Origin of the sequence: Legionella cherrii, assembly GCF_900635815.1 — a bacterium.
In the GTDB taxonomy this organism is placed as follows: domain Bacteria; phylum Pseudomonadota; class Gammaproteobacteria; order Legionellales; family Legionellaceae; genus Legionella; species Legionella cherrii.
Map to the genome: position 1 here is coordinate 679,531 of NZ_LR134173.1, position 23,482 is coordinate 703,012.

Consider the following 23,482-nt stretch of genomic DNA (forward strand, 5'->3'; position numbering starts at 1 on the left):
ATTATATCTTTCTTAATTCAAGCTACACTTGTTATATAAGTCTTATTTAAGGAAGTTAAGGGAATGAGTAACAAAGCACCCGTAATTATTGGTGATGTAAAAATCAAACCTGGAGAAAGGAAAACCGTTTTATTACCCATGCCCAAGTTATATGACTGGACACCCATCAGTTTACCAATACATGTCATTAATGGTGTGGAGGAAGGTCCTTCTTTATGCATTACTGCCGCAATACATGGTGATGAAATCAACGGTGTTGAGATCATCAGGCGCTTCTTGAAAAAAAAGGGACTAAAAAAAATCAAGGGGAACATCATTGCGATTCCTATTGTGAATGTATATGGTTTCTTGTACCAGAAGCGCTACCTGATGGATCGAAGAGACTTAAATCGATCGTTTCCTGGCAATTCCAATGGCTCACTTGCAGCCATTCTTGCAGAAATAATCAGCAAACAAATTTTATCCCAATCTACCCATGCGATTGACCTGCATACTGGCTCGAACCATCGTTTTAATTTGCCTCAGGTTAGAGCAAACCTGGATATGCCAGGAATTGAAGAATTGGCCCTGGCGTTTAATGTCCCTGTAATCCTGCACTCGACTTTTAGAGATGGTTCAATGCGCGAATACGCCAATGAACAGGGTATCCCCATCTTTGTTTATGAGGGGGGAGAGTCTTTGCGGTTTGATGAGCTTTCCATCAGAACGGGCATTAATGGGATTTTAAGTGTTATGGGCGCATTAGGGATGATCCAACCAGGAAAATTCCGGGTAAAAAAATGCACCCCCACGGTATCCAGAAGCAGTTATTGGATTAGAGCCCCAATAAGCGGCATTTTAAGACACATTAAAAAATCAGGAAATCGGGTAGCTAAAGGACAAACGATCGCGGTTATTGCCAATCCAACCAGTACGGAAGAATACCAATTAAAGTCGCCTATTTCCGGCATTATTATTGGTGAAAATATGTTACCTCTGGTGCATTCAGGACAAGCTTTATTCCATATCGCAAGTTTTGAAAAATTAACCATCGTTGAAGAACAATTGGAAAACCTACAAGAAGCATTTGATTTGAACGACTATGAAGATTAACTTCATCAAAAGTAATCAAGCCAAAAACGTAATAAAGTGGTTACCGCTTGGGGGGATTCCATAGGTGACATATGTCCCGAGTCTTCAATAATCGCTAATTTAGCATTGGGAAGGTGATCGCACAGTTCCTCATGTGTCGCCAAAGAAAAATTTTTATCTTGGCGAGCATGAATTACTAAGGTAGGCATGGTCAAAGAGGAGAGGAAGGAGCGACATTCTTGGCGCGCTAAAAGGATCTTTTGTTGTGCAATAAAAGTTGGTTGGCCAACACTTAAAAACATGGAATAGACTTTTTTTTTGACTCGCTCATCAACAACATAATCATCGGCAAGTGCTGCAGCGACCTCTGCAAATTCTCCTTGTTCAGACTTTTTGATCATTGAAATTCTTTTTTGATGTTTTTCCTTGGAATCGGGTTGTGCCGATGTATTTAACAAACACAGTTTTAAAACGCGTTCAGGGACTCTCCTGGCAAGCTCCAATGCCAGCCATCCCCCCATTGAATGTCCCGCCAAGAAAAAATCACCTTCAACTTGATTTAAAATCTCTTGGATTAATTCTTCAGTGGTATTTCTCACTAATGGGATGCTTTGACAGCGCACAAGATCCTGCAAATGATTGGTTTGATATGACCAAACGCGCTGATCCGATAAAACCCCAGGTAAAAAAATTAATGTTTTTTGCGACACAATTCCCCCTCTCAATTAAGAAGAACGTTTTCAGATAATAGCAATAAAAAAAAAGAAAAACAGTGATATCCTTTATCTTCTTCAGGTGATTTCACTCAATGCCCCGGGAAGTCTAAATGATAATTTCTTAATTAATATGGCCTTAATGTAATAGCAAATAAGAAAAAAATCGTTACATTCGAGAATAGGCGAAACCCAATTAAAAGTATAAAATTTATCAACGCACTTTAATTGCCTTGCAAGGTTTTTGTCTATGCCGAATAAATCATTGGATACTTATTTAAGCTTATGCACCCAAGTCTATGATTTGAGCAAGCCACTCCCACCAAAGGATGCTTGGGATTTTTATCTAAGTTATGCACAAGAGGCGGATGGTCCTATTTTGGAGCCTATGTGTGGTACAGGTCGCTTTCTGCTGCCGATGCTGGGCGAAGGATTTGATGTCGAAGGGTTTGATGCAAGCCAATCGATGCTGGATGCGTTACATGCTAAAGCAAGAGCGCAACATTTAAATCCCAATATCTGGCATGGATACCTTGAAAAACTCCAGCAAGCAAAACAATACAGTTTAATCTTTATCCCTAGTGGTTCGTTTGGTCTTATTATTGATTTGGCTGCAGTGAAGCACGCGTTAAACGTTATGTACGATCATTTAAAAGAAAATGGTCGCTTGATCTTTGAAACAGAAACCTTAAATGCCGTTCCTAAAGAATTAGGCATTTGGCGTGGTTCACGTTGGCATCGAGCCGATGGACAAATCATTTTGCTCAGTCAACTGGCTATGCTCCAGGAATCAATTTGCTATTCCATTGGCAAATATGAATTAGTTGAAGCCAATCAACTGATAAAAACTGAAATCGAGGAATATAAAATTCGGCTTTATGATGATCCATCCCTGTTAGTGGATTTATTGCATGAAACGGGTTTTAAAGAAATTCGCCTGCTTAAAGCATTTGATAGATCTGCATCCCCAGATAAAAATGACGAGACGGTTATCTATGAATGTAGAAAGTAATCCGGCGTTTCTTTGGGCACAAAATTACCTGAATCAACATGGCTATTCCATTGAAGGATCGTTTAAACAAATGCACCATGCTTCCTGGGCCAAGGTGCATCAAATTGCTACTAACAAAGGATTTTTTTATTTAAAACAAATACCGGAAGTATTTGCTATTGAGCCTAATTTATTATTATACCTTCGAAGTTTTTTTCCGGCTTCAGTACCTGAAGTACTGAGTACTCATTTCGGTTTAGGTTGCTTTTTGATGAGTGATAGAGGGACGCCACTTAGAGAAAGTATGGCGATCAACTATCCACTTGAATTGGCCAAAGAAGCACTTAAATGTTATGTAACCATCCAAATAGGGCTTATTAGTCAAATGGACTCCTTGCTGGCGCTCGGGGTTCCTGATTGGCGCTTGACTAATTTACCTGGTTTCTATTTAAAATTGTTGGAGGAATCTGCTTTTTTAAAAGAGGATGGTTTGCGTGCAAATGAGTGGCAGCAACTTATCTCTTTGCACCCCAAAGTGGTGGATCTTTGCCAGCAACTAAACCAATATGCAATTCCTGAAACAATAGAACACAGTGATTTTCACGAAAATAATATTCTGCATCAAGTGCAGCATCTCACCGTTATTGATTGGGGTGAAAGCGTTATTTCCCACCCATTTTTTTCTCTCATTTCATTTTTGATGGACATGATGCACCATCATCAGATCAAGGAGCACAGTGAACTCTATGGCATATTACGTGACAGCTATTTGAGTCATTGGCAGGCTTTTGAACCTCAAGAGCGATTATTGAAGGCATTCACATTAGCAAAACGTTTAAGTCCAATTAAATATTGCTTAAGTTTTTATCGCTTAACCCAATGCCCAGGATGGTATCCCATGGCGCGTCATCAAGGACGAATAGCGAAAGTACTGCGCAGGTTCATCCAGTCAGAAATAAAAGATTAGCTCCCTTCTCCCCATGAGGAGAAGGTGCCTTAGGGCGGATGAGGGTTTTGATTGCAGGCAATTAGTCTTTCCCCCCCTCTCATCGCTGGGAGAGGGATTGGCTTCATTTTTCTTTCTGGATTTTACAACGCAATAATTTCCAATAACCAAAAAGATTGGTCTTTCGAGAATCCAACAGGATTAATGGCTTGTAATCAAGAAGAGATTGGACTGAAAAATCGGATCTAAAACCAACAAGCTCATTAACACGCGCAAATATTCTCTCAAAAAAACGAATTACAGAATGTTCAGAAGCAAAATGATTGACAAAGATTATCTCTGCCGTAGGCTTGGCAACACGTGTTAATTCGCGCAAAAAAGCATTCACATCGGGAACCACAGAGGCCACATACATAGCGACTATAAAATCAAAACTGTTATCAGGAAACTCTAAATGGGCCGCATCCATAATTTTTAACTGCACTCGCTCTTCGAGGTTATTTTTTACCACCTGCTCCTCTGCTTTTTCCAACATTTTTTCAGAAATATCAATTCCCGTAATGTGTAAATCAGCACGATACAGCGGTAAAGACAAACCCGTCCCAATACCAATTTCAAGTACTGTAGCGTGTTGCTTTGCTGCTTTGTTGATTACATCGGTACACAAAGAACGACCTGGGTTAAAAATAGAACCAAACAAAAAATCGTAGAATGAAGCGTAAACATTATAAACTTTTCTTATTGAGGCGACAGACATAACAAACTCCATAAAATGCGAATAATTTAATAATTAAATTATGGGTTCCTACCTATCTAATATAGACCTTAAAAGCAAAAAAAAGATACTTTTAACTCCTTGTTTTAGAGTTCTATTTCTAATAATTAAATAATAATCCTTGGACCCTCTATAGCCATTTCGACTCAAAATTATCGCTTAGATACCTCTCCAGGAGAGGTATTGGGCGATAAATTTTTATGGAGGGGTCGGTGCAGCATATTCCACCTGTTCCTCTTCCTTTTTCTGGGAAAAAAAACGCCCCCTTTGTTTTTCTCTTCTCGCTATAATTCCATCGGCATAACCAGTCCATGGTCGTTGCCTTATTAATGCGTCTTGATAATCCAAGCGTTCTTGTCCTTGATAAGAATCGGGATCATCTGAGGTAAGTCGACCGTTTGGAGCAATATAGGCTACTGATAATTGGCGTTTAAGACCTGGAGGGATGAGTCTTTTTTCCTTTTGTTTACCTGAGTTATCTTTTTGCTTCAACATCATAATCTCCTTTATTCTGAAATTAAAAATCCACAGGCTTTTTTCAACTTTATATCAAATATAAAGAAATGAAACAATGCGATTCAATTTGATCAATAATAAAATTACTGACAAAATACATTTCAGCTTGTTTATTTAATTCAGGTTGCTTTATTTAAAATGTCATTAAAAATTGACTTAAACCATCCTATTTTTTTGTTAAAAAATAAAATTCAGGAAGTCAGTAAAAATTTATTGGACGGATTTGGATTTAATTATTTTCAATATTTACGATGTTTTGCGGATGGCTCAATTAATTGTTTAACCAACAATACCGGTCTCTTTGAATACTTCCAACACATTGAAAATGAACCTGTTGTGTTCTCGTCATTTGAAAACGATCATGAAAAATCTCACTCATACTGGTTTCTTTGGGATGAAGAATTGCCGAGTACACCAGTGCAAATTGCCCGCGAAAAATTTAATATGCACAATGGGCTGACCTTAGTCCGCCGCAGTAAAAATTATTACGATATGATTGCGGTTGCCTTACCCTATGAACAAGAAAATGCAGGATCTTTTTATCTCAATAAGCTCAAAGCAATTGAGCAGTTTACTTTTGATTTTGAACTTCAGAACAAAGAGTTAATCCAAGAACTGAATAAAAACCCAGTCGCTTTACCTGAAGCCTATCGTGATGTGAATTACAAAGATATTTGCCTCACTCAAGGCCGAATCCCTGTAATTGGAAGAAGTGGACCGACCTACCTCACGGTACAAGAATTAACCTGTCTCAGAATATTACTACAAGGAGCAACCCACAAACAAATCGCCCAATTTCTTGAGCTTTCACCTCGAACAGTAGATACCTATTTGCTGCGTATCAAACAACGTACAGGATATTCTTCCAAATTAGAAATGGAGCGGATGTTGTATCTAGGTTCGGCACTGTAAGGTTTTATGGTTGTCCGTGTTCGTACCGGACAGACAACTTTTTTTCCGTTTTCTATACTCCGTCAAAAATTGGTTCAGGAGAATAACTTATGAAACGTCCAGAAATAAAACCAGCAGAGCAACTCTTTAAACAATTTTGTGATGGATATGAACAACGTAATTTACCTTTGTTACTCAGCCTCTTTACTCAAAATACGAATGTCTGGGGATCTGCAGTTGATGAATACCGTATCGGCTTAAAGGAAATAGAAGAGCAATTTAGAAGGGATTGGAGCCAATCAGAACAGGGTAAAATAGAAATAATTCGTTTTGTTCCAACCCCTGATGATGCCCTGTGGGCTGCCGCAGTATGTAATGCACGTATTACCATCGAAGGCAGCGAGCATGTATTCGAACATTTGCGTGGTACATTAACCATCGAAAAAGAGCAGGGAGCCTGGAAGATTGCCCACATGCACTGTTCTTTCCCTGATTATCGAAATCCTGAACAGGGATCTTTTCCAGTAGGAAATGAATCATGAAGAATTAACTGATGTTTTAGCTTGGGTGTAAGTCCGAAAAACCGAAAGCGGTTTCTCATCTACGCTCAGGCTAGCCGTTATGGTATCACTTAAATCCTATCCTTTTTTTTACCGAATCAATAATCACTACGCGTTTCATTTTTTTTAGCGTTTTTATTGAGAAAAAACAAAAATCTCTAAATTGTCTATACTTATTCTGTCCTGTTAATAAAAGTGACAGCCTTGGCTTCATATTATTCATACAAGAAAAAAATGAAATTGTGTTTAAACTTCAACCATGAGGACAGAAAAAATGGATCTGAGTAAGCGTATAGAACCAAAAACCTGGGCTTTCGTTGAAAAAATCAAGAAAGCTGGTGGTAAGCCGATTTATGATCTTCCTGTACAAGAAGGAAGGGCGATTTTTGATAAATTGCAAGAAGCTCCTTCTATTAAAGAACCTGAGGTAGATATTGAAGATCGTTTTATTCAACATGCCAAAGGGAAAGTAGGCATTCGTATTATTCGTCCTAAAGGCTCAAAAGAAAAACTACCCGTAGTCATGTTCTATCACGGTGCAGGTTGGGTTTTTGGGGATTGGCAAACTCATGGACGTCTTGTTCGTGAGCTTTCAGTCGGTGCTCATGCTGCCGTCGTATTTGTCAATTATTCTTTAGCTCCGGAAGCACAATACCCAACACAAATTGAAGAAGATTATTCAGCGTTGAAATACATTGCCGAGCATGGCAAAGAACTCAACCTGGATACTTCTCGTTTAGCCGTTGCGGGTGATAGTGTCGGAGGAAACATGGCCGCAGTGATGACCATTCTTGCCAAACAACGTGGCGGTCCTAAAATTGATTATCAAGTGCTCATTTATCCAGTAACTGATGCCAACTTTGAAAATGACTCCTACAAAGAATTTGCGGATGGTCCTTGGTTAACCAAAAAAGCCATGGAGTGGTTTTGGGACAATTATTTACCCGATAAAGCCAAAAGAAAAGAAATCACCGCATGTCCTTTGCAAGCCACTGTGGATCAACTCAGAGGGTTACCTCCAGCACTGGTAATTAATGGTGAATGTGACGTATTGCGGGATGAGGGTGAAGCATATGAGCATAAGCTTAATGCAGCGGGTGTTCCCGTCACCGGAATCCGCCATCACGGCACCATTCATGATTTCGTCATGCTCAATGATCTTTTTGATACTCCAGCATGTCGTAGTGCAATTGAAACCATCAACAGTCATTTGCGTATGGCATTTGCCAAGAAGCACTAATTAAATACGCTTGAGGGATACGGCCAGTATCCCTCTTTATTTTTTATGACAATTCAAAATTCGAAACGGTTTTTTTATTTCCAGATTCTCTGTTTTTAATGCCTGTAAATAAAGGCTCTTGATACCCACCTGGAAGTCCTTCTTTGGAAAAGACAATTTGCCATAACTGGTTTGTACGAGCACGAAAAGAACCGGCACATGCTAATAAATAATAGCGCCACATACGATAAAAACGTTGGTCATATTGTTCCTTTAAACGCTCCCAATTTTGTTCGAAGCGGTCATGCCAGGCCATTAGGGTGTTGTCATAATAAGCCCCAAAGTTCGCCCAGTTTTCCATAACAAATAATCCTTCTGAAGCGTTACTGATTTGCTCCATAGACGGAATCATACCATTAGGAAATATATATTTATTAATCCAGGGATCACTGGATTTGGTCGTTTCATTTCCGCCAATGGTATGTAACAAAAACAAGCCATTATTTTGAAGACAATCACGAACCTTTTGCAGGTAAACACGATAATTTCGATACCCTACATGTTCAAACATCCCTAAAGAAACCACACGATCAAATTGTTCATAAATATCCCGATAATCCTGGAAACGGATTTCAATAGGCAGCCCAGAACAATTTTGTTTGGCATAGTCATACTGTTCTTTGGATATCGTGATCCCCACCACACTGACACCATAATGCTCCACCGCATATTTGGCAAAAGCACCAAAACCACAGCCTATGTCTAATACACGCATCCCCGGTTCGAGTTTTAATTTCTGGCAACTTAATTCCAATTTATTCAATTGTGCCGTATCGAGATCATTGGCATTTTTCCAATAACCGCAGGTGTAATTCATACGGCTATCCAGCATGGATTTAAATAATTCATTGCCTAAATCATAGTGCCTGCGACCGACTTCAAGGGCTCGTTTTTTAGATTGATGATTAATCAATTTGAGCCAAATTAATTTTGGCCATAACCATTTGTCGGCTTTGACTTTTTCATACAGTCGCGCCCGCAGAATACGGGTAAAGAATTGGTCGAGGCTTTCACAATCCCACCATCCATCCATGTAGGTCTCGCCTAGTGCTAAAGAACCCTCATTAAAAATACGTTGGTAAAATTCTTCATTATTAATTTGAATATCCCAAGGTTCCTTCCCATTAGGTGTAATACCCGCTGAATGCAAGAGATCTGTGGCAATTTTTTTAATTTGCTGATTCATGAGTAGACTCATCCCTTCGTACTACACAATTGAAAAACTTTAAGCTGAGTAATTTTTATTGCTTTCGATCACTTAACTTATCCTGTAAAAAAATAAATACCTCAAACAACAAAAGTATTAATACAATATATTTTCCATACATGAGCACTGTCTGTACTATAAATTTGTTACCTACATTTTGTTTGTATAAAGCAAAAGAAAATGAATAATACATCCCTAAAGTAAAAATTCGGGTCCATTGAGAAAGATTATAAACAAAAATGCCATGAATAAAACCTGCAATCATTATTCGATGATACATTTTAATTAAACTCATTCCCTCAACAAGAAATAATAAACTGGTTGCAAGAATCCAAGTATTAAGAATTACCTTATCATCAAGAGCATGAGTCGCGGTAATGGCCAATCCTGAGATGGACAGGGCACCATGAATGATGCTGTTTCCGTTACTCCAACCTAACAGCAAACGTTTCTTTGAGCATGAAAGCAAATACTTCCCAACAATCTTGATCCCAATGACATAGAACAAATAACCCAAAATAATTAATATCTGGCTAATTAAAATCGGCATTACCGACGCAAACAAAGAATGGGTAAGTAACGCTAATGCTTGCGTACTCACAGTAAGAAGTAAAATATTTCCAGTATGTATTTTTATTTTTTTTAAAAAAATACGCTGTAAATTGATTAATGAAATAACGAGATAAATTGGCCAAAAAAATAACGCGCAAAAGGCACACAACCAAATAACCAAATCCCAGGAGGGGAATTCTTGTAAAAATAAGAGTGTTAACACTGAAGAACCGGCTACCCAAGTCCCGATACCAAATTGATTTATTGCGCGGGTAGTAAACAACTTAAATTGTCCTGTCAAAGAACATTTTACAAAAAAGCATATTAAATAAAGCCCTATAACCAACAACTCCAGGATAATCAGTCGTTTAACCAAAGGGGTTACAAATTGAAATCGCGGCAACACATCAAAAGTGGCAATCCCAATAGCCATGACAATGCTGCCGGCAGAGGTCTGGCAACAGATGCCATTCTTATAAAAGTGATGCACCAAAGCTGAGACTAAAAATAAAATCAAGAGATACAGAACTGAATAATATTCCATAAAGTGATGATCTCAGAGAGGACTCAATTAAAGTCGTATTCCATTCATTCTACACATTTGAACTTATAAGAAAACTCCCTGGCGTGCAAATTGCATGTGGCTACAAAGCTACCTTTTAATTTTTGTAGATCGCTTTTTCCTATCGACCTGATTTAAAGATAGCGCGCCTTAAAATTTTTAGTGAGGAAAAATTATGCCCCTAACCAGTGCATTAAATGGATTAAGCAGTATCAGCGCTCTTAGCCTTTCACAACCTGAAGCCATCGCAGGTTTAGTAGCTCTTGGGATCGTAGGTACAGGAGCAGTCATTGCAATTGCTCATAAAAAATGGGAGCACTATGAAGAAAAAAAACATAGAGATGAAATTGAAGACATCAATCGACGCCATAAACATTTCTTGGAAAAAATTGAAGTCCCTGGTTATGGCGTCATTCAAGGCTTCCCTCCCATTTTCAAATTTACCCTTGAAAATGACCTCAAATCAGTAGATTCCCTGCACTATACCGTGGATGATATTAAGGAAATAGGCAGAAAACTCCCACAAGTACCCCCTGAGTTATCGTCATACAGACAATCCATTCTACATGCGATCTTAAAATTAAAAGAGTATTATTTAAGTCGGGATAATCATAATGATACTACCGCAGGAGTTCTTTCTTATTTACTCAATATCTTACAAAACAGATGCTTAAGCTTCGAAGGGTATGATTTTGATTCGGCATATCTTAGCGCGCTGACTGACTTTATTGATGATTATGCATCTAAAGAAGGTAGGGAAAATAGCCAGCATTTTAAACGTTTGCAACCAGTATATACCTACTTATTAGATGCCAAACAACACTTGGACAAACATAAAGAATCACTGTCATTACGTGAACTGGTCAATGAGCTTAGAGAAACCTGTCTTGATGACAGTAATCGATTGTTACGACTCTTAGTAAAAATGGTGGTGCCCGAGAAAGAAAAGGATTTAGCAGATACAGTAGCCCTTGATGAGCTGGAAAATAATATGGTCCGTAGAGAGTATATTAAATCCGAAGTATGGGGGACAGTTTTTAGTAAATTTCATGAAATCAATTTACCGGAATCTGTATTTAAAGATTGGATCATCGGTTTGGCTGCATACTATCTAAAATCCCTCAGGCCATGTTCCATTTTGAAAGAAAAAAAAGTCATATCACCCGCCGATCTTTTTGCGTTCACCGATTGGGCACAAACCATTCAGCAGCAAAGAAGCAAAACATCAAAAGATAAGGCACGTTTAGACAAAGAATTAAAAGCAATATTGCGGGTATTTAGTGACTCACGCAATTTTATTAACACCAAAAGAGTGGGGCCTGAAAAAAATCCTGAGTTTGTGGTGGTTAATGAGGAGCAGGAGTTGCTGGAGCGAACCGTCATTATGGCAAATTTTGCCCACTTAATTCACGCCATTATTTCCTTACAAGCATTTTGCTCTCACTTATTGCACAGCATAGAACAATTGGGAGCAATTTATATTAATGATCCGCAGCATTTTACTGAAATTTTTACTGTGCTCGACAATTTATGTAGGGTTGTTGAAGCCGACCTGCAACACGTCAAAGAATCGTTCGTCGCGATCTCCAAAGCCAACAAAAATACCATGCGCCTTGCAAAAGAAGGATTATTTCCCAAAGAAATTATCATGGTTCTCGAGTCAGTGGAGCACATGCTATTGAAGCTTGGCACCCAAGTTAAAGAGTATAAAAATCGGCACTCTGAACCATCAGAATCAGCAACTAAGACAGCGGTTTATGAGATGCTTGCCGTCGCTCAGTTTTTTGAAAAAATGTATACCCTCCCTCAAACCATTGCACAACCGATAAATCCAGCTCTGGAAGCTAAAAACAAAATTGCCGACACGCCAATCAAAGTCACTGCCCCAACAAAGTCATTATTAAAAGAAACCATCGCTAAAGATGAATCATTGGACATCAACCAAAAAGAAAGGGTTTTACATCATCTGGATCAGCAAATAAGACAGCAGATTGATGCGATTCAAAAAGAGCAGCCATCCGATTTTAACCGAGCCAAATATCAAAAAATCAGTTATTCCTTAAGGGTCTTGAAAATTAAATCCCTGGCGATGTTAGACGAAAAATCGACAGACGAAGAGCGGGGAGATAAAGCCAATAAAACCTACACGTTAGTGCTCTCTTTATATCAAACAACCCTGGAGTTTTTGATGCTTCCTCAACACGTGCGAACAGAACAGTCTGGTACGTTCATCCAAAAAATTCATGATGAATTAAACCATCATGAAAACAGGGCATTCATTGATAAACATCGAGATCCTCTCCCTAAATTCATAGCAGAACACTTTGGTTTTTTTCATACGGATACTCGCAATAAATTATCTGCATTGCAGCAAGCTTACGAAGGGTTGCACATTCAATCTGCTTAGGTGCACTAAAGGATCCGGAAAATTACCAAACCGGATCCTTTCAAATAATAAAGGTTTTATGTCTGAAGGTTTTTCAGGCTTTATTAATCACAACACGCAGTGCTTGCAACTTTAAAGCGGTACTATGAATGTATCCCTCACTTTCGAGAAGCTGCTTTTTATAATAAGCAATTTCATCCTCACGTATTGAAGGGTTGAGACTTTTTAAAGCTTCAAGCCGATTGATTTCATGAGTGACACTTTGTTTCATCTGTATCGTTGCCTGTTCTATGATCTCCTGAAGTTGGGCTTCAGCAACTTTTTTACTTTGTGCCAATATGCTTTCAAGATCCGTTTGGATTTGCTGAATAATTGGATAGCCTAAATGACGTTTTACAGGCTCACACATTTGATTTAATTGTTTGTAATCCAATATTTTCGACAGATTCTTTCCAGATACATCCATAAGCACCCGAATAGGTGTAAGAGGCAGAAAGCGATCCAATTGCAATTTTTTAGGTGCAGCACAATTTGCTGTAAAAAAGGATTCCAAAAACAAGGTTCCAGGTTTAATACTTTTTATAGAAATGGTGGCTAAAGCGGCATTTCCCAATTCGGAATCCAAAGTCATTTCCATACATTCACTGACCATGGGATGCTCCCAGCTTAGAAACTCAACATCTTCTCGCACAAGAGCTTTAGAACGAGAATAAGTGACCGTTACGCCATCTTCTTTTAATCCTGGAAAATGACTTGTTTTCATATGATCCGTAGGACGCAATATTTCCGTATTTTCAGAATGGTACTCATGATCAATACCGTATTCCTGAAATACTTGAGCCATATAATTTTCTAGCTCCAAACAATTTTCTTCTGCCTCAATAGCGGCAATCAATGCCTCTGCTTGGGAGGTATTACAGGAATTTAATTCCAACAACCGATCGCGGCCTTCGTGAAGTGCTTGATTAATTTGTTCGGCACGAGTTTTTGTTTCCGCAATCAACTGCTCCAATTGGTGTGGGGGTGTGTCTACTGTATCGAGAAGGGGTAATAACCGATCTTCAAATTCTTCATAAAGAGTAAAACCCACCGAACAGCTCTTGGTAAATAAGTTAATTCCTTCTTGATACCAACGAAATAATTTCTCTTGCACCGTATTCATGAGATAAGGGACATGGATTTCAATAGTATGTCGCTGACCAATTCGATCGAGCCGTCCAATGCGTTGCTCTAATAAATCTGGATTTAAAGGTAAATCAAACAATACTAAGTGATGCGCAAATTGAAAATTTCGGCCTTCACTGCCTATTTCAGAACAAATCAGCGTCTGAGCCCCGTTTTCCAGTTCAGCAAAATAGGCTGCAGCACGATCCCGTTCAATAATTGATAATCCCTCATGAAACGAAGTGCTGCGAAGACCTACTTTTAATTTTAAATACTGGTCTAAAGCAATTGCTGTATTGGCTTTAGCACAAATAACAAGAACTTTGTGGGGATGTAATTCATTAATTTTATTCGCTAACCACTGCACTCGAGGGTCATTTTCCAGCCATATTCCTTTATCTAAAAGTTGTTCAGGATAAAGCTTACGTTGGCCTTTTTGTTCATCCATTGAGGAATAAATCGTAGGACACTCCAAAGGATACGCATGCACTTGACGCTCAGGAAATCCTTGAATCGCTGCACGCGTATTGCGAAATAGGACTCGTCCTGTCCCATGCCGATCCAACAGGTCTTTAATCACCTGACTTACACTCGAACCCGTTATATCCCCCAAATACGTTTCCAATTGCGACTTAAGTTCCCCAGGCAAGACGTCCGTCGCCTGTTCCCCATAAGTCATCAACTCTTGCACCAGCATGTTGATGTGCTGATACCCTTCTTCTTCTTTTTTGAAGTTAGAAAAATCATAAAATCGTGATGGATCAAGCAATCTCAAGCGGGCGAAATGACTGGCAATTCCCGCTTGTTCTGGTGTCGCAGTCAAAAGCAATAAGCCTTTACTTTGTTGTGCTAATTCCTCAATGCATTCATACTCAGCACTTTTTTCTTCCTCAGACCAATGTAAATGATGTGCCTCATCAACAACGAGCAAATCCCACTGGCTGGTCAGCGCTTGCTGACGAGCTTGTTCATTTTCCATCAGAAAATCCAAGCTGCACAAAACCAATTGTTCGTTTTCAAAAAGATTCTCTTGGGTTGTACCAATATGCATCCCTTCTTCTTCATCTAGCTCATATAAAAGTTCATAGCGCTCCGCATCGATGATCGAAAAATATAAATTAAATCGGCGAATCATTTCGACAAGCCATTGATGAATCAACGTTTGGGGAACCACAATCAATACTCGGCTGGCGCGACCCGTACCTAATTGATAATGAAGAATCATGCCGGCTTCTATAGTCTTACCCAACCCCACTTCATCAGCCAACAACACCCGTGGTGCATGGCGTTGTGCCACCTCATGGGCAATGTAAACCTGGTGTTTTAAATGACTGGTTCGTGAACCCAATAATCCCCTCACAGGAGATTGTTGCAATCTACTAAGATGATGCAGGGTGTCTATTCTTAATTTAAAGGTACTTAACTTATCCAACAAACCACTAAATAATCTTTGTTCTGGAGTGTTTAATTTGATAAAACAATCTAAGGAAAGCTCGCTAATTTGCAGTTCATTACCCGCCTCATCTTCTCCAGTATAAAATAACAATCCCTGACGCTCTTCCACTTGAGTAATCTGTATTTTCTGTTGGTTTGCGGTAGTGACTTCTTCTCCCACTTTATAAATAATGCGACTTAAGGGAGCACTGTCGGTGGAATAAATACGCTCTTCGTCTGCAGCGGGGAAGCTCACGCTCACCTGCCGACCATTCAAATCAATAATAATACCCAAACCAAGTTGGGTTTCGGTGTTGCTTATCCAGCGTTGGCCAATACGATAGGTCATAAAAATCATCTTTTGAGTTAAGTGTGAGTAAAATAATCAAAAAACCAAATAAACTCAACTTGACTTGTATTCTTTTTTTAAATAGCATGACCCGATTTTAATCAAACTCAAGGGGTTTATTTATGGAATCTAAATTTGCTAGAGAACCAAAAAGTAGTTCAAGAGAATCAGAACAGCGCGATTACCAGGAGCCCTATTATGAGGAAGAGGAAAAAGAATTGCGTCAAGAACCGCATTCAGTTTACCGCACCCATACTTACCGTAAACGAGTATCCCTTGGCGGTGAAAAGGGCGTATTGGATTTATTGTTGGGAAATCCTGAAGAAAAACAACTTGCAATCAATGCAGTTAAAGAGAAGCTACAACAAGGATATGGATTTGTACAACAAACTGTACCCGGATTTTTTACTCCGTTTGGAAAGAAAAAAGAATTAGTAGAGCAACTTGGACTGAGTACTAAATCAGAAGTCGCGACTACAGTTACAGCACCAATTACAGCGCCTGTAGTATTTGCTGTTGTTGCTGGAGTTGCAGCCATTGCTGCCGCAGTCGCTGCACTTACTGCACTTGCAAAATTGGTTATTGCTGCAGGTTTTGGATTACATAGTCTGCGTGCAGGCAAAGAAGAGGCCATAGAAACTGCCAAAGATAACCTCACGACTGCTGCAAAAGCTGGAATTATTGCGGCTGCTTGTACTGTAATTGCTGTTGCTGCATCTATAGTAACCGCTGTTATAGCTCCTATAGCATTACTGTATCTTCTTACCCGTACCGGCGCAACTGCTGCTGCCGAAATTGCTAATTGTGCTGCCTCTTCTGAAGAAAGCGCTGAATATAGACCTCTTAAAATGTAACATGTTCTTTATTAAGTTGGGCTTCCAAGCCCAACTTTCCTTAAAGATACATGAATTTTTTTATTTATATAATAATCACTTAATTGCGGCATCAGCTTATCATTAACGCTAGGGAATAAATTTTTCTTGTTTTTTTAAGATATTCTGGTTAAAAATAGTGGTTACAGGAAGATTATTCAACAGAAAGGAATTCACATGGCTACCAACGAAGAAGAAACTCGGCAACTTATTGATCTGGATACAGTAGAAGAAAGGGATCTTGATACCATACAAGAGCCAGAGCAATATAACGAATCAGCAATACTTGCAATCGAAGATCCAGCATCTAAAGAAATAAAAGACAAGTTAAAAAATCTTAACGAAACCGATCAAGACAAACTTGTAAAAATTACGATTACCAAAGAAATATTTGAGCAAATCAAAAAAAGTCTGCAAGATACCATCAAAAGCATGGAAAAAAATCCGAGTATGTTCTCGCGAGCTGCGGAATACTGGGGTGAACTACCGCTTTGGCAAAAAATTATTGGTGGAGTCGCATTAACGGTTCCCACCCTAATCATGGGCATTGTCGCACATATTGGTTTTCTTTTGGCACTTTGCGGGGTCACGGCGGTTACCTATACAGCAGGAGGGATCATCCTTGACGATCATCATAAATGCAGTACCAGTGCTATTGAAAGTTTGCAACAAGGTATTTTAGGCTTAGCCGACCTCCTGCAATTAACCATTAATGCCCTGGATATTATCCGTCAACAATTAGCAGTAGAAATTCAAAAATTTGCCAATGAAAATGTACGGCTCACAGAAAATATTGAAGCGCTAAGCAAGCGCATTGATTTGATTGACAAACAAGTCATGGCCACCGTTAAAATTAATGAGGCATTAGGTGAAACTAAAAACGGATTAGTAGAAACTTCTGAAGCCCTCAAGGAGGGAGTGGAACAACAAACCGACTTAATGAAAAAAAATCAGGAAAGATTAGACCGCATCATAGAAGGGTACAAAGCCAGTCAAGAGGAGTTAAAGCAAAAAGTTCTGGAAGTGCAGAAGGTGAGAGAAGCACTTGGAGCGGATCTTGATAAAGCGCAATTAATGATCAGTACCTTGCATGCGACCATATCAGAATTAACGGAGGCCGCCATCGGCAAGGAAGAACAACGCCAGGCTTTCCAAGCAAGACTCGATCTGTTTCTAAGTAATAAAGAAACGAGCTTTGATACCATAGTGAGACGCATATGTGATGCGGAAAGCAAACTGGTGCTGGTGCAACAAGAGCTGGAGAAATCGAATGCTCGTTATCAAGAACTTCTTATGATACAAGAAAAACATATAGACACGCTTAAAACACTAAGTACTCTTCCTTCAAATCAAGGCACTCCTCCTACTGTTCAACCACCCCAAACCATACCTGTGAGCCAGTTATTGGGCACGAATGGGTTTTATGCACAAAAACAAGAAACTGGCAATGGGTTAGATGTCACAGTGCAAGCAACACAGGTGTTTAACTAATAATAAAATGACCAAGCCCCCCCCCTCTCCCACAAGTGGCCGAGGGGTATGGGTTCTATCTGCCTTATTTCTTTCTACCTTCCAAAGTCAAATTATATGCCTCTAAAGCCGCTTTCACCGCCGTACGCTCACTGATACGTTGATACCATTCGAGTAAATGAGCAAAACGTTGCGCATCGATAGTCTGTTGATAAAAAATTTGAAAGCAGTAAATCCAGGGCCAAATGGCCATATCGGCAATGGTGTATTCCTGGCCACCAATATAAGAAAATTGGGTCAGTTGTTTTTCCATAACCCCTAACAAACGATCACTTTCATCCGCATAACGTTTGAGAGCATAAGGAATTTTTTCATCCATACGATGAAAATGCCCCAATTGACCAAACATGGGACCTATATGAGCTGCTTGAAAAAAGCACCATTCGACAATAGCGTACTTATTTTGCAGTGAATCGGGTAAAAATTGATGATGTTTTTCTGCAAGATATTGCAATATAGCCACGCTTTCAAACAAATAAAAATCGGTTTGCGCGTCATATAAAACCGGAATTTTATTATTCGGGGAAATTTTTAAAAACTCCGGATTAAACTGTTCCCCTTTAGAAATATCAATTGTTTTAATCACATAGGATTGGGACAACTCCTGCAGCATAATCGTCGGTTTAATACCATTAGGTGTTCCAAATGAATACAAGGTATACATGCGAAACCTCCTTGTTATAAGCTCTGAAATAAAATTATAGTGTAATTTTTTCCTTCGCGTAAAACCAGTCTGGTTAATCACCAGGATAAAAAGTCTTCTTTGAAATAAGCAAACTATAACCCTTCTTGAATTAAGTGGCGCTGATGCATCATTTTAGTCTATTCTTAAAAATCATGAGCAGCGAAAAGGAATTACCCATGAGCTTCAAAGATAAAGTGGCTATTCTCAATAGTTCCCGCACTCCCTTTGTCAAATCACAAACGAACTATTTAGGAAAATCCAATCAGGATATGTTAGGGGCAGCATTAGCTGATCTTATTAATAAAACTAAAATTCAAGGTGAGTTATTGGGTGATTTTATTGCAGGAGCAATTATGAATCATCCTTTTGACTGGAATCTGGCACGCGAAACAGTTTTAGGTAGTGACTTGTCTCCAGAAACTCCCGGATTAACCATACAACGTGCTTGTGGTACGGGTTTAGAAGCAGTCAATTTAATTGCGTTAAAAATTGCTAATGGCCAAATCGCTGCAGGAATAGCAGGGGGATCGGACACCAATTCAGATATTCCATTAATTGGCCAAAGAAAACTAACTCATTTTTTAATTAAATTTCAACAGGCTAAAGGGCTAAAGGAAAAGCTTGGACTTCTCAAAGAATTCCGCTTGGGCATGTTAAAACCTTTATTACCGGAAGTCCGCGAACCACGCACAGGCTTGTCTATGGGCGATCATTGTGAACTAATGGTTAAAGAATGGCTAATTACCCGTCAGGCTCAAGATGAATTGGCTTTGCGCTCACATCAAAATGCTACTCGAGCCTACAATGAGGGTTTTTATGAAGATTTAATAGCCCCCTTTGCTTCTCTAAAGCGAGATACCATTACCCGTAAGGATCCTTCTTTGGAAAAATTGGCTTCCTTAAAGCCTGCTTTCGATAAATCAGAAAAAGGCAGTTTAACTGCAGGAAACTCAACACCGCTTACTGACGGTGCCTCTGTTGTATTATTAGGTTCTCCTGAGTGGGCCAAAAGTCATCAACTAGAACCTCTCGCTTATTTTGTGGACTGCGAAGTGGCTGCAATAGATTTCGTGCATGGTGCAGGGTTATTGATGGCACCAACGATTGCTGTCGCTCGTTTATTGGCAAGAAATCGACTGAGTTTGCAGGATTTTGATTATTATGAAATTCATGAAGCCTTTGCTGGTCAAGTATTATGTACGTTAAAAGCATGGGAATCTGCTGAATATTGTCAAAAAGTGTTACATCTCAAGAAGCCTTTAGGAAGTATAGACACACAAAAAATGAACGTAAAAGGAGGGAGTCTTGCCCTTGGCCATCCCTTTGCTGCCACGGGTGGACGTTTGGTTGGTGCCGCCGCCAAAATCCTAGCCAATCAAGGACAAGGACGTATCCTTATCAGTGTTTGCACTGCGGGAGGAATGGGCGTTGCAGCGATTGTTGAACGCTAGTCCCTTCATCATGATGCAATGAGGAGATCTCCACGACGCAGGGGATCTCTCGCAGGGCATCGATGACAGAAGGTCTCGCACTTCTGGATAAGCTTAATTATTAACTAATGTATAAACACTTGCTTCTGCTTTTTGTATTCTCTCAGCATGAAGATGTTTGGCTTTACTGGCAAAAAAATTACGTGCCAGATAAGCGCCCGCCCCAGTGATTGAAGAAACTGCCTCTGTAACCGCCAAAGGAGGGTTGGGGGTATTTTGGTTTGGTTTAAAGAAAAAACCACCGCCATAGGTAGCCTTTGCAGCCACCTCAACCGTTTTGTTAAGCAAAACATTCATCGTCTCAAAATACAGTGGAATGTTGAAACTACTGGTTCCCAAATCGATGTTGATATTAAAAGGCATTGATATGGTTGGACCATTATAATAGGCGCCAGCTACATAACGTTCGCCAGAGGGAGGATAGGTGATTTTAGGAACCGTTCTGCTTGAAAAATAAAGTGCCGTCGTGGCAACGGTAGTACTGAGCATCGCCATAGATAGTGCACCAGCAAAAGCTTCTGCACTGACATAACCATACTCTTTCCAGTGAGGCTTGGCAATTTGTAATCCATGATTGCGAGCATAATAACGCTGTTCTTCCCTATTTTCCTGCCACTGATTAATCGTTGCGCCTAAAGTTTTTAAGGCAATACCTGATGCCATGCAAATAGTACTGGCTGTTTGCACCATTCCAGAACTAATGTAATCGGTTACATTATAAGCGGTACCATTATTTATATGATTACTGTAAGTCAAAGGAAATGATTCACTAAGACTATAATTTATGTTTGTAAGGTTAACTCCTAAAGTAAAATTACCCGTAGCATTCACTGCACCATAATAGGACGCACTGACTTCTTCTAAATTAAGCATATTAGAGACAGCATATGCTGCACCACCCAGAGTACATGCCAAAGTGCCACATACACTCATTGTATCTGCTACTGCATGAACTGTAGTATCAAATGCCCAACTGGTTGCCGACCAAAATCTATCCGCCCAACGCATAACCTACATCCTTTTTTACAATAAAAAAAATGACTTGACCATAATTTTTCATTATGACAAGTCAAAATATCGACACCCTAGCTGTCTTAATTTCTATCAGAACATATCTAAATCAAGCGGTCAATAATTTATTTAGATGCAGAATTTTATCTATTCGAGGTCATCCCTCGCGCTGCTCGGGTCCGCCCCGGGAAACACAATGTCTCATGGGGCTCTCGCTGCTCCCCGGAGATGAGTTAGATATAAACATTCCCCTAAAGACGGCGCAAATTAAAATTCATTTCATTCGCACGATTGGTGAAAAGCCAATTTATTCCTCGATTTAATTCCCGATACATGCTGAACTTGGAATCGATCATGCCCACACCAACAATTTGTTTGGCGGCTTTGAGTCTATTAACAACCTGATTATTCATTAAAAAATAATGTCCTAAAACGCCCCCATAATTCTCCTTTAAACTGATATTGCAAAATTGATGCACATTATTATGCCCTGCTACCAATAACAGTGCATTTTTTGGAAATTGCGATAAGGAGCTAAAAACTGCGGAATTTAAAGTGAGCAAGTGATAATGTTCGCCAGCAGATAATCCATTCAATGCGCGGACTAAAGCTTCCTCATCTTGAAACGGTGCTTTTAATTCGATCAGCAAATGCATGCTGTGTGCATATCTGGCAACAACTTCATTGAGTGTCGGCACTGCTGGGATCAGTGTTCGTAATTCATTAAAACTCAGTTGAGCAATTGCTCGATCATGTCCCCATAGGCGCTTTAAAGTAGGATCATGATTCACCACAAGCACTTTATCTGCAGTGGCGTGTACATCAAGCTCTATCCCCCAGCACCCCAATTCTTTTGCCAAATCAAATGCCGCGAGCGTATTTTCAATGATACCCTGTGCATGATTGTGCGCTCCCCTGTGTGCAATCAAACGTGTGGATTTAACAATCTCCAATGAAGGTTTCTCCCTGGGAAAGAGCGCAAAATAACCATCCACAGTTCTTTCTATTAGATGAAGTAACACACACTATTCCTAATAATTTATATTTTAGGCCAATAGAATCTATTGTATGTGGGGAAAATTGAAAAGGCAAAACAGCTGATTTCTCTTTCAATTTGTGTAAAAATAATAGGCTTTTTAATTTATGGTCTGTATATGCCTTTAATTACACCCCACATCGATGATGCTATTCGCGATTTGCTTGCTGGAAAACCTGTTGCCATACCTACAGAAACAGTCTATGGATTAGCAGCACCTATTAATAATGAACAAGCAATTAGAGCCGTTTTTGCAATGAAGAACAGACCATTAAACCATCCTTTAATCGTTCACGTTGCGCAAGATTGGGATCTCAATCAATGGGTCAAAGACATACCAGTCTATGCCCAGCAACTCATTAAAAAATTCTGGCCAGGTCCTTTAACTCTTGTTTTACGTTGCAAAACTGAGCAAATTACTCCATTAATTACGGGAGGTCAGACTACGGTAGCCATCAGATGCCCAGCCCATCCTATAGCCCAGGAACTATTAATTAAATTAGGGATCCCGCTGGTTGCTCCCTCTGCAAACCCTTTTGGGAAAGTCAGCCCCACAACGGCTCAGCATGTCAGCGAATCATTCCCGAATCAAGAATTAACCATATTGGATGGAGGTCGTTGTACTGTAGGCATTGAATCCACCATTATTGATGCAACTCATGTAGCAAACTATCAAATTTTACGTCATGGGCTTATTGATGAACAAACCATCGCCGAAGTAATTACAATACCCTCACTGGACCATGAAAATACGCTGCGGGTTCCTGGAAAATTAGACAGTCATTACCAACCGCAAAAATTGTTATATTATTTTACCGACTATGAAGCACTTACCCATTTTTGCCAAAAAAATCCAGATAAAATCTACGTTATTGCCAGCAAAAAACCCATAGGAATCCTTGGAGAGCATTTTCATCGATTGAAAGAACATCCTGAGCAAGTAGCCTTTGATCTATATTATCAATTAAGAAAAGCTGACACATCCGATGCCCAAGTCATTGCGATCGAGCTTCCTCCGGCAACAGGAGCCTGGCAAGGCGTAAGAGAGCGTATCTTAAAAGCAGGAGCTCCCTATTCCAGTTAGTTGAAACATTTTACGCAAGATTAATCTGAAAAAGCCATTGACAGATCCAGCAAATATGAGTAACTTAGCGGCACAATGCCGAGGTGGTGGAATTGGTAGACACGCTAGCTTCAGGTGCTAGTGGGGGCAACTCCGTGGAGGTTCGAGTCCTCTTCTCGGTACCATTAAATCGATTACAAATCCATTTCTAATAGATCCCAATCACGGGAACTTCCAGTCAGCCTCGCTGCTGAAAACCCTAAGTTAACCATGATTCCGCATAAAAATTTTTAAAAGAACAACTTCTGAAGTTAAGATAGGTTGGGTCAAGGCCTAACTTAGCTTAAATACAAAGAGGGTTACCTGATTGCAAGCAACCAAACTACACTTCCGTTATGA

At 39.6% G+C, this 23,482-nt stretch carries 20 protein-coding genes and 1 tRNA gene; 12 read left to right on the top strand and 9 right to left on the bottom strand.

Annotated elements, in window-relative coordinates; translation table 11 throughout:
* Nucleotides 1-63 precede the first annotated feature (63 nt).
* A complete protein-coding gene (locus EL022_RS02905; protein ID WP_028381499.1) occupies nucleotides 64-1,092 on the top strand; it encodes a succinylglutamate desuccinylase/aspartoacylase family protein in 1,029 nt (342 codons plus the stop codon).
* A 5-nt stretch (nucleotides 1,093-1,097) separates the two neighbouring features.
* On the opposite strand, the gene EL022_RS02910 is transcribed toward EL022_RS02905, so the two are convergent.
* Nucleotides 1,098-1,781, bottom strand: coding sequence for an alpha/beta fold hydrolase (locus EL022_RS02910; RefSeq protein ID WP_028381498.1), 684 nt, complete (start codon nucleotides 1,779-1,781; stop codon nucleotides 1,098-1,100).
* Between the two features lie 253 nt (nucleotides 1,782-2,034).
* Here EL022_RS02910 and EL022_RS02915 point away from each other — a divergent pair, with 253 nt between their 5' ends.
* Both EL022_RS02915 and EL022_RS02920 read left to right on the top strand, forming a co-directional pair.
* Nucleotides 2,035-2,796, top strand: coding sequence for a class I SAM-dependent methyltransferase (locus tag EL022_RS02915; protein WP_028381497.1), 762 nt, complete (start codon nucleotides 2,035-2,037; stop codon nucleotides 2,794-2,796).
* Entirely contained in the window at nucleotides 2,780-3,742 is a 963-nt protein-coding gene (locus EL022_RS02920; protein WP_051544475.1) for a phosphotransferase, read from the top strand. Before EL022_RS02915 ends, EL022_RS02920 begins: the two co-directional genes overlap by 17 nt.
* A gap of 103 nt (nucleotides 3,743-3,845) precedes the next feature.
* On the opposite strand, the gene EL022_RS02925 is transcribed toward EL022_RS02920, so the two are convergent.
* The gene (locus EL022_RS02925; protein ID WP_028381496.1) at nucleotides 3,846-4,478 is read right to left on the bottom strand and encodes a class I SAM-dependent methyltransferase; all 633 of its coding nucleotides are present in this window, start codon (nucleotides 4,476-4,478) and stop codon (nucleotides 3,846-3,848) included.
* A gap of 216 nt (nucleotides 4,479-4,694) precedes the next feature.
* A complete protein-coding gene (locus tag EL022_RS02930) occupies nucleotides 4,695-4,994 on the bottom strand; it encodes a hypothetical protein (RefSeq protein WP_237761360.1) in 300 nt (99 codons plus the stop codon).
* A 156-nt stretch (nucleotides 4,995-5,150) separates the two neighbouring features.
* On the opposite strand from EL022_RS02930, the gene EL022_RS02935 reads away from it, so the two are divergent.
* The 3 genes from EL022_RS02935 to EL022_RS02945 all read left to right on the top strand — a co-directional run bounded on the left by EL022_RS02935 (nucleotide 5,151) and on the right by EL022_RS02945 (nucleotide 7,703).
* Nucleotides 5,151-5,924: a helix-turn-helix domain-containing protein gene (locus EL022_RS02935; protein WP_028381494.1), complete on the top strand. Its 774-nt coding sequence runs from the start codon at nucleotides 5,151-5,153 to the stop codon at nucleotides 5,922-5,924.
* Nucleotides 5,925-6,013: 89 nt separating this feature from the next.
* Nucleotides 6,014-6,445 (top strand): nuclear transport factor 2 family protein, encoded by a 432-nt coding sequence (locus EL022_RS02940; protein ID WP_065235810.1) that lies wholly within the window; start codon nucleotides 6,014-6,016, stop codon nucleotides 6,443-6,445.
* A 292-nt stretch (nucleotides 6,446-6,737) separates the two neighbouring features.
* On the top strand, nucleotides 6,738-7,703 hold the full coding sequence (locus EL022_RS02945) for an alpha/beta hydrolase (protein WP_028381493.1): 966 nt from the start codon (nucleotides 6,738-6,740) through the stop codon (nucleotides 7,701-7,703).
* 43 nt (nucleotides 7,704-7,746) lie between these two features.
* Here the strand turns inward: EL022_RS02945 and cfa are convergent, their stop codons facing one another.
* Together cfa and EL022_RS02955 are read right to left on the bottom strand one after the other, a co-directional pair.
* Nucleotides 7,747-8,928 (bottom strand): cyclopropane fatty acyl phospholipid synthase, encoded by a 1,182-nt coding sequence (cfa, locus tag EL022_RS02950; protein ID WP_028381492.1) that lies wholly within the window; start codon nucleotides 8,926-8,928, stop codon nucleotides 7,747-7,749.
* 55 nt (nucleotides 8,929-8,983) lie between these two features.
* A complete protein-coding gene (locus EL022_RS02955; protein ID WP_028381491.1) occupies nucleotides 8,984-10,045 on the bottom strand; it encodes a TDT family transporter in 1,062 nt (353 codons plus the stop codon).
* Nucleotides 10,046-10,238: 193 nt separating this feature from the next.
* Here EL022_RS02955 and EL022_RS02960 point away from each other — a divergent pair, with 193 nt between their 5' ends.
* On the top strand, nucleotides 10,239-12,470 hold the full coding sequence (locus tag EL022_RS02960; protein WP_028381490.1) for a hypothetical protein: 2,232 nt from the start codon (nucleotides 10,239-10,241) through the stop codon (nucleotides 12,468-12,470).
* Nucleotides 12,471-12,543: 73 nt separating this feature from the next.
* On the opposite strand, the gene rapA is transcribed toward EL022_RS02960, so the two are convergent.
* Nucleotides 12,544-15,396, bottom strand: a complete 2,853-nt coding sequence (gene rapA, locus EL022_RS02965; RefSeq protein ID WP_028381489.1) for an RNA polymerase-associated protein RapA — start codon at nucleotides 15,394-15,396, stop codon at nucleotides 12,544-12,546.
* Between the two features lie 122 nt (nucleotides 15,397-15,518).
* Between rapA and EL022_RS02970 the strand changes: the two genes are divergently transcribed.
* Together EL022_RS02970 and EL022_RS02975 are read left to right on the top strand one after the other, a co-directional pair.
* A complete protein-coding gene (locus tag EL022_RS02970) occupies nucleotides 15,519-16,250 on the top strand; it encodes a hypothetical protein (RefSeq protein WP_028381488.1) in 732 nt (243 codons plus the stop codon).
* A 195-nt stretch (nucleotides 16,251-16,445) separates the two neighbouring features.
* Nucleotides 16,446-17,759 carry a LegC2/C7 family Dot/Icm T4SS effector gene (locus EL022_RS02975; RefSeq protein WP_028381487.1) on the top strand — a complete coding sequence of 438 codons (1,314 nt, stop codon included), beginning with the start codon at nucleotides 16,446-16,448 and terminating at the stop codon, nucleotides 17,757-17,759.
* A gap of 64 nt (nucleotides 17,760-17,823) precedes the next feature.
* On the opposite strand, the gene EL022_RS02980 is transcribed toward EL022_RS02975, so the two are convergent.
* Nucleotides 17,824-18,462, bottom strand: a complete 639-nt coding sequence (locus tag EL022_RS02980) for a glutathione S-transferase family protein (RefSeq protein WP_028381486.1) — start codon at nucleotides 18,460-18,462, stop codon at nucleotides 17,824-17,826.
* Between the two features lie 197 nt (nucleotides 18,463-18,659).
* On the opposite strand from EL022_RS02980, the gene EL022_RS02985 reads away from it, so the two are divergent.
* The gene (locus EL022_RS02985; RefSeq protein ID WP_028381485.1) at nucleotides 18,660-19,934 is read left to right on the top strand and encodes an acetyl-CoA C-acetyltransferase; all 1,275 of its coding nucleotides are present in this window, start codon (nucleotides 18,660-18,662) and stop codon (nucleotides 19,932-19,934) included.
* A gap of 93 nt (nucleotides 19,935-20,027) precedes the next feature.
* Here EL022_RS02985 and EL022_RS02990 read toward each other — a convergent pair whose 3' ends face one another.
* Together EL022_RS02990 and EL022_RS02995 are read right to left on the bottom strand one after the other, a co-directional pair.
* On the bottom strand, nucleotides 20,028-20,981 hold the full coding sequence (locus tag EL022_RS02990) for a hypothetical protein (RefSeq protein ID WP_028381484.1): 954 nt from the start codon (nucleotides 20,979-20,981) through the stop codon (nucleotides 20,028-20,030).
* A 254-nt stretch (nucleotides 20,982-21,235) separates the two neighbouring features.
* On the bottom strand, nucleotides 21,236-22,006 hold the full coding sequence (locus tag EL022_RS02995) for a glycerophosphodiester phosphodiesterase (protein WP_028381483.1): 771 nt from the start codon (nucleotides 22,004-22,006) through the stop codon (nucleotides 21,236-21,238).
* 132 nt (nucleotides 22,007-22,138) lie between these two features.
* Here EL022_RS02995 and EL022_RS03000 point away from each other — a divergent pair, with 132 nt between their 5' ends.
* A complete protein-coding gene (locus EL022_RS03000) occupies nucleotides 22,139-23,104 on the top strand; it encodes an L-threonylcarbamoyladenylate synthase (protein ID WP_028381482.1) in 966 nt (321 codons plus the stop codon).
* Nucleotides 23,105-23,181: 77 nt separating this feature from the next.
* A tRNA-Leu gene (locus EL022_RS03005) sits at nucleotides 23,182-23,268 on the top strand.
* The last annotated feature ends 214 nt before the right edge of the window (nucleotides 23,269-23,482 follow it).

Coding starts and splice junctions, on each gene's coding strand:
- EL022_RS02905 (WP_028381499.1), top strand. CDS start 64: ATGAGTAACAAAGCACCCGTAATTATTGGTGATGTAAAAATCAAACCT.
- EL022_RS02915 (WP_028381497.1), top strand. CDS start 2,035: ATGCCGAATAAATCATTGGATACTTATTTAAGCTTATGCACCCAAGTC.
- EL022_RS02920 (WP_051544475.1), top strand. CDS start 2,780: ATGAATGTAGAAAGTAATCCGGCGTTTCTTTGGGCACAAAATTACCTG.
- EL022_RS02925 (WP_028381496.1), bottom strand. CDS start 4,478: ATGTCTGTCGCCTCAATAAGAAAAGTTTATAATGTTTACGCTTCATTC.
- EL022_RS02930 (WP_237761360.1), bottom strand. CDS start 4,994: ATGATGTTGAAGCAAAAAGATAACTCAGGTAAACAAAAGGAAAAAAGA.
- EL022_RS02935 (WP_028381494.1), top strand. CDS start 5,151: ATGTCATTAAAAATTGACTTAAACCATCCTATTTTTTTGTTAAAAAAT.
- EL022_RS02940 (WP_065235810.1), top strand. CDS start 6,014: ATGAAACGTCCAGAAATAAAACCAGCAGAGCAACTCTTTAAACAATTT.
- EL022_RS02945 (WP_028381493.1), top strand. CDS start 6,738: ATGGATCTGAGTAAGCGTATAGAACCAAAAACCTGGGCTTTCGTTGAA.
- cfa (WP_028381492.1), bottom strand. CDS start 8,928: ATGAATCAGCAAATTAAAAAAATTGCCACAGATCTCTTGCATTCAGCG.
- EL022_RS02955 (WP_028381491.1), bottom strand. CDS start 10,045: ATGGAATATTATTCAGTTCTGTATCTCTTGATTTTATTTTTAGTCTCA.
- EL022_RS02960 (WP_028381490.1), top strand. CDS start 10,239: ATGCCCCTAACCAGTGCATTAAATGGATTAAGCAGTATCAGCGCTCTT.
- rapA (WP_028381489.1), bottom strand. CDS start 15,396: ATGACCTATCGTATTGGCCAACGCTGGATAAGCAACACCGAAACCCAA.
- EL022_RS02970 (WP_028381488.1), top strand. CDS start 15,519: ATGGAATCTAAATTTGCTAGAGAACCAAAAAGTAGTTCAAGAGAATCA.
- EL022_RS02975 (WP_028381487.1), top strand. CDS start 16,446: ATGGCTACCAACGAAGAAGAAACTCGGCAACTTATTGATCTGGATACA.
- EL022_RS02980 (WP_028381486.1), bottom strand. CDS start 18,462: ATGTATACCTTGTATTCATTTGGAACACCTAATGGTATTAAACCGACG.
- EL022_RS02985 (WP_028381485.1), top strand. CDS start 18,660: ATGAGCTTCAAAGATAAAGTGGCTATTCTCAATAGTTCCCGCACTCCC.
- EL022_RS02990 (WP_028381484.1), bottom strand. CDS start 20,981: ATGCGTTGGGCGGATAGATTTTGGTCGGCAACCAGTTGGGCATTTGAT.
- EL022_RS03000 (WP_028381482.1), top strand. CDS start 22,139: ATGCCTTTAATTACACCCCACATCGATGATGCTATTCGCGATTTGCTT.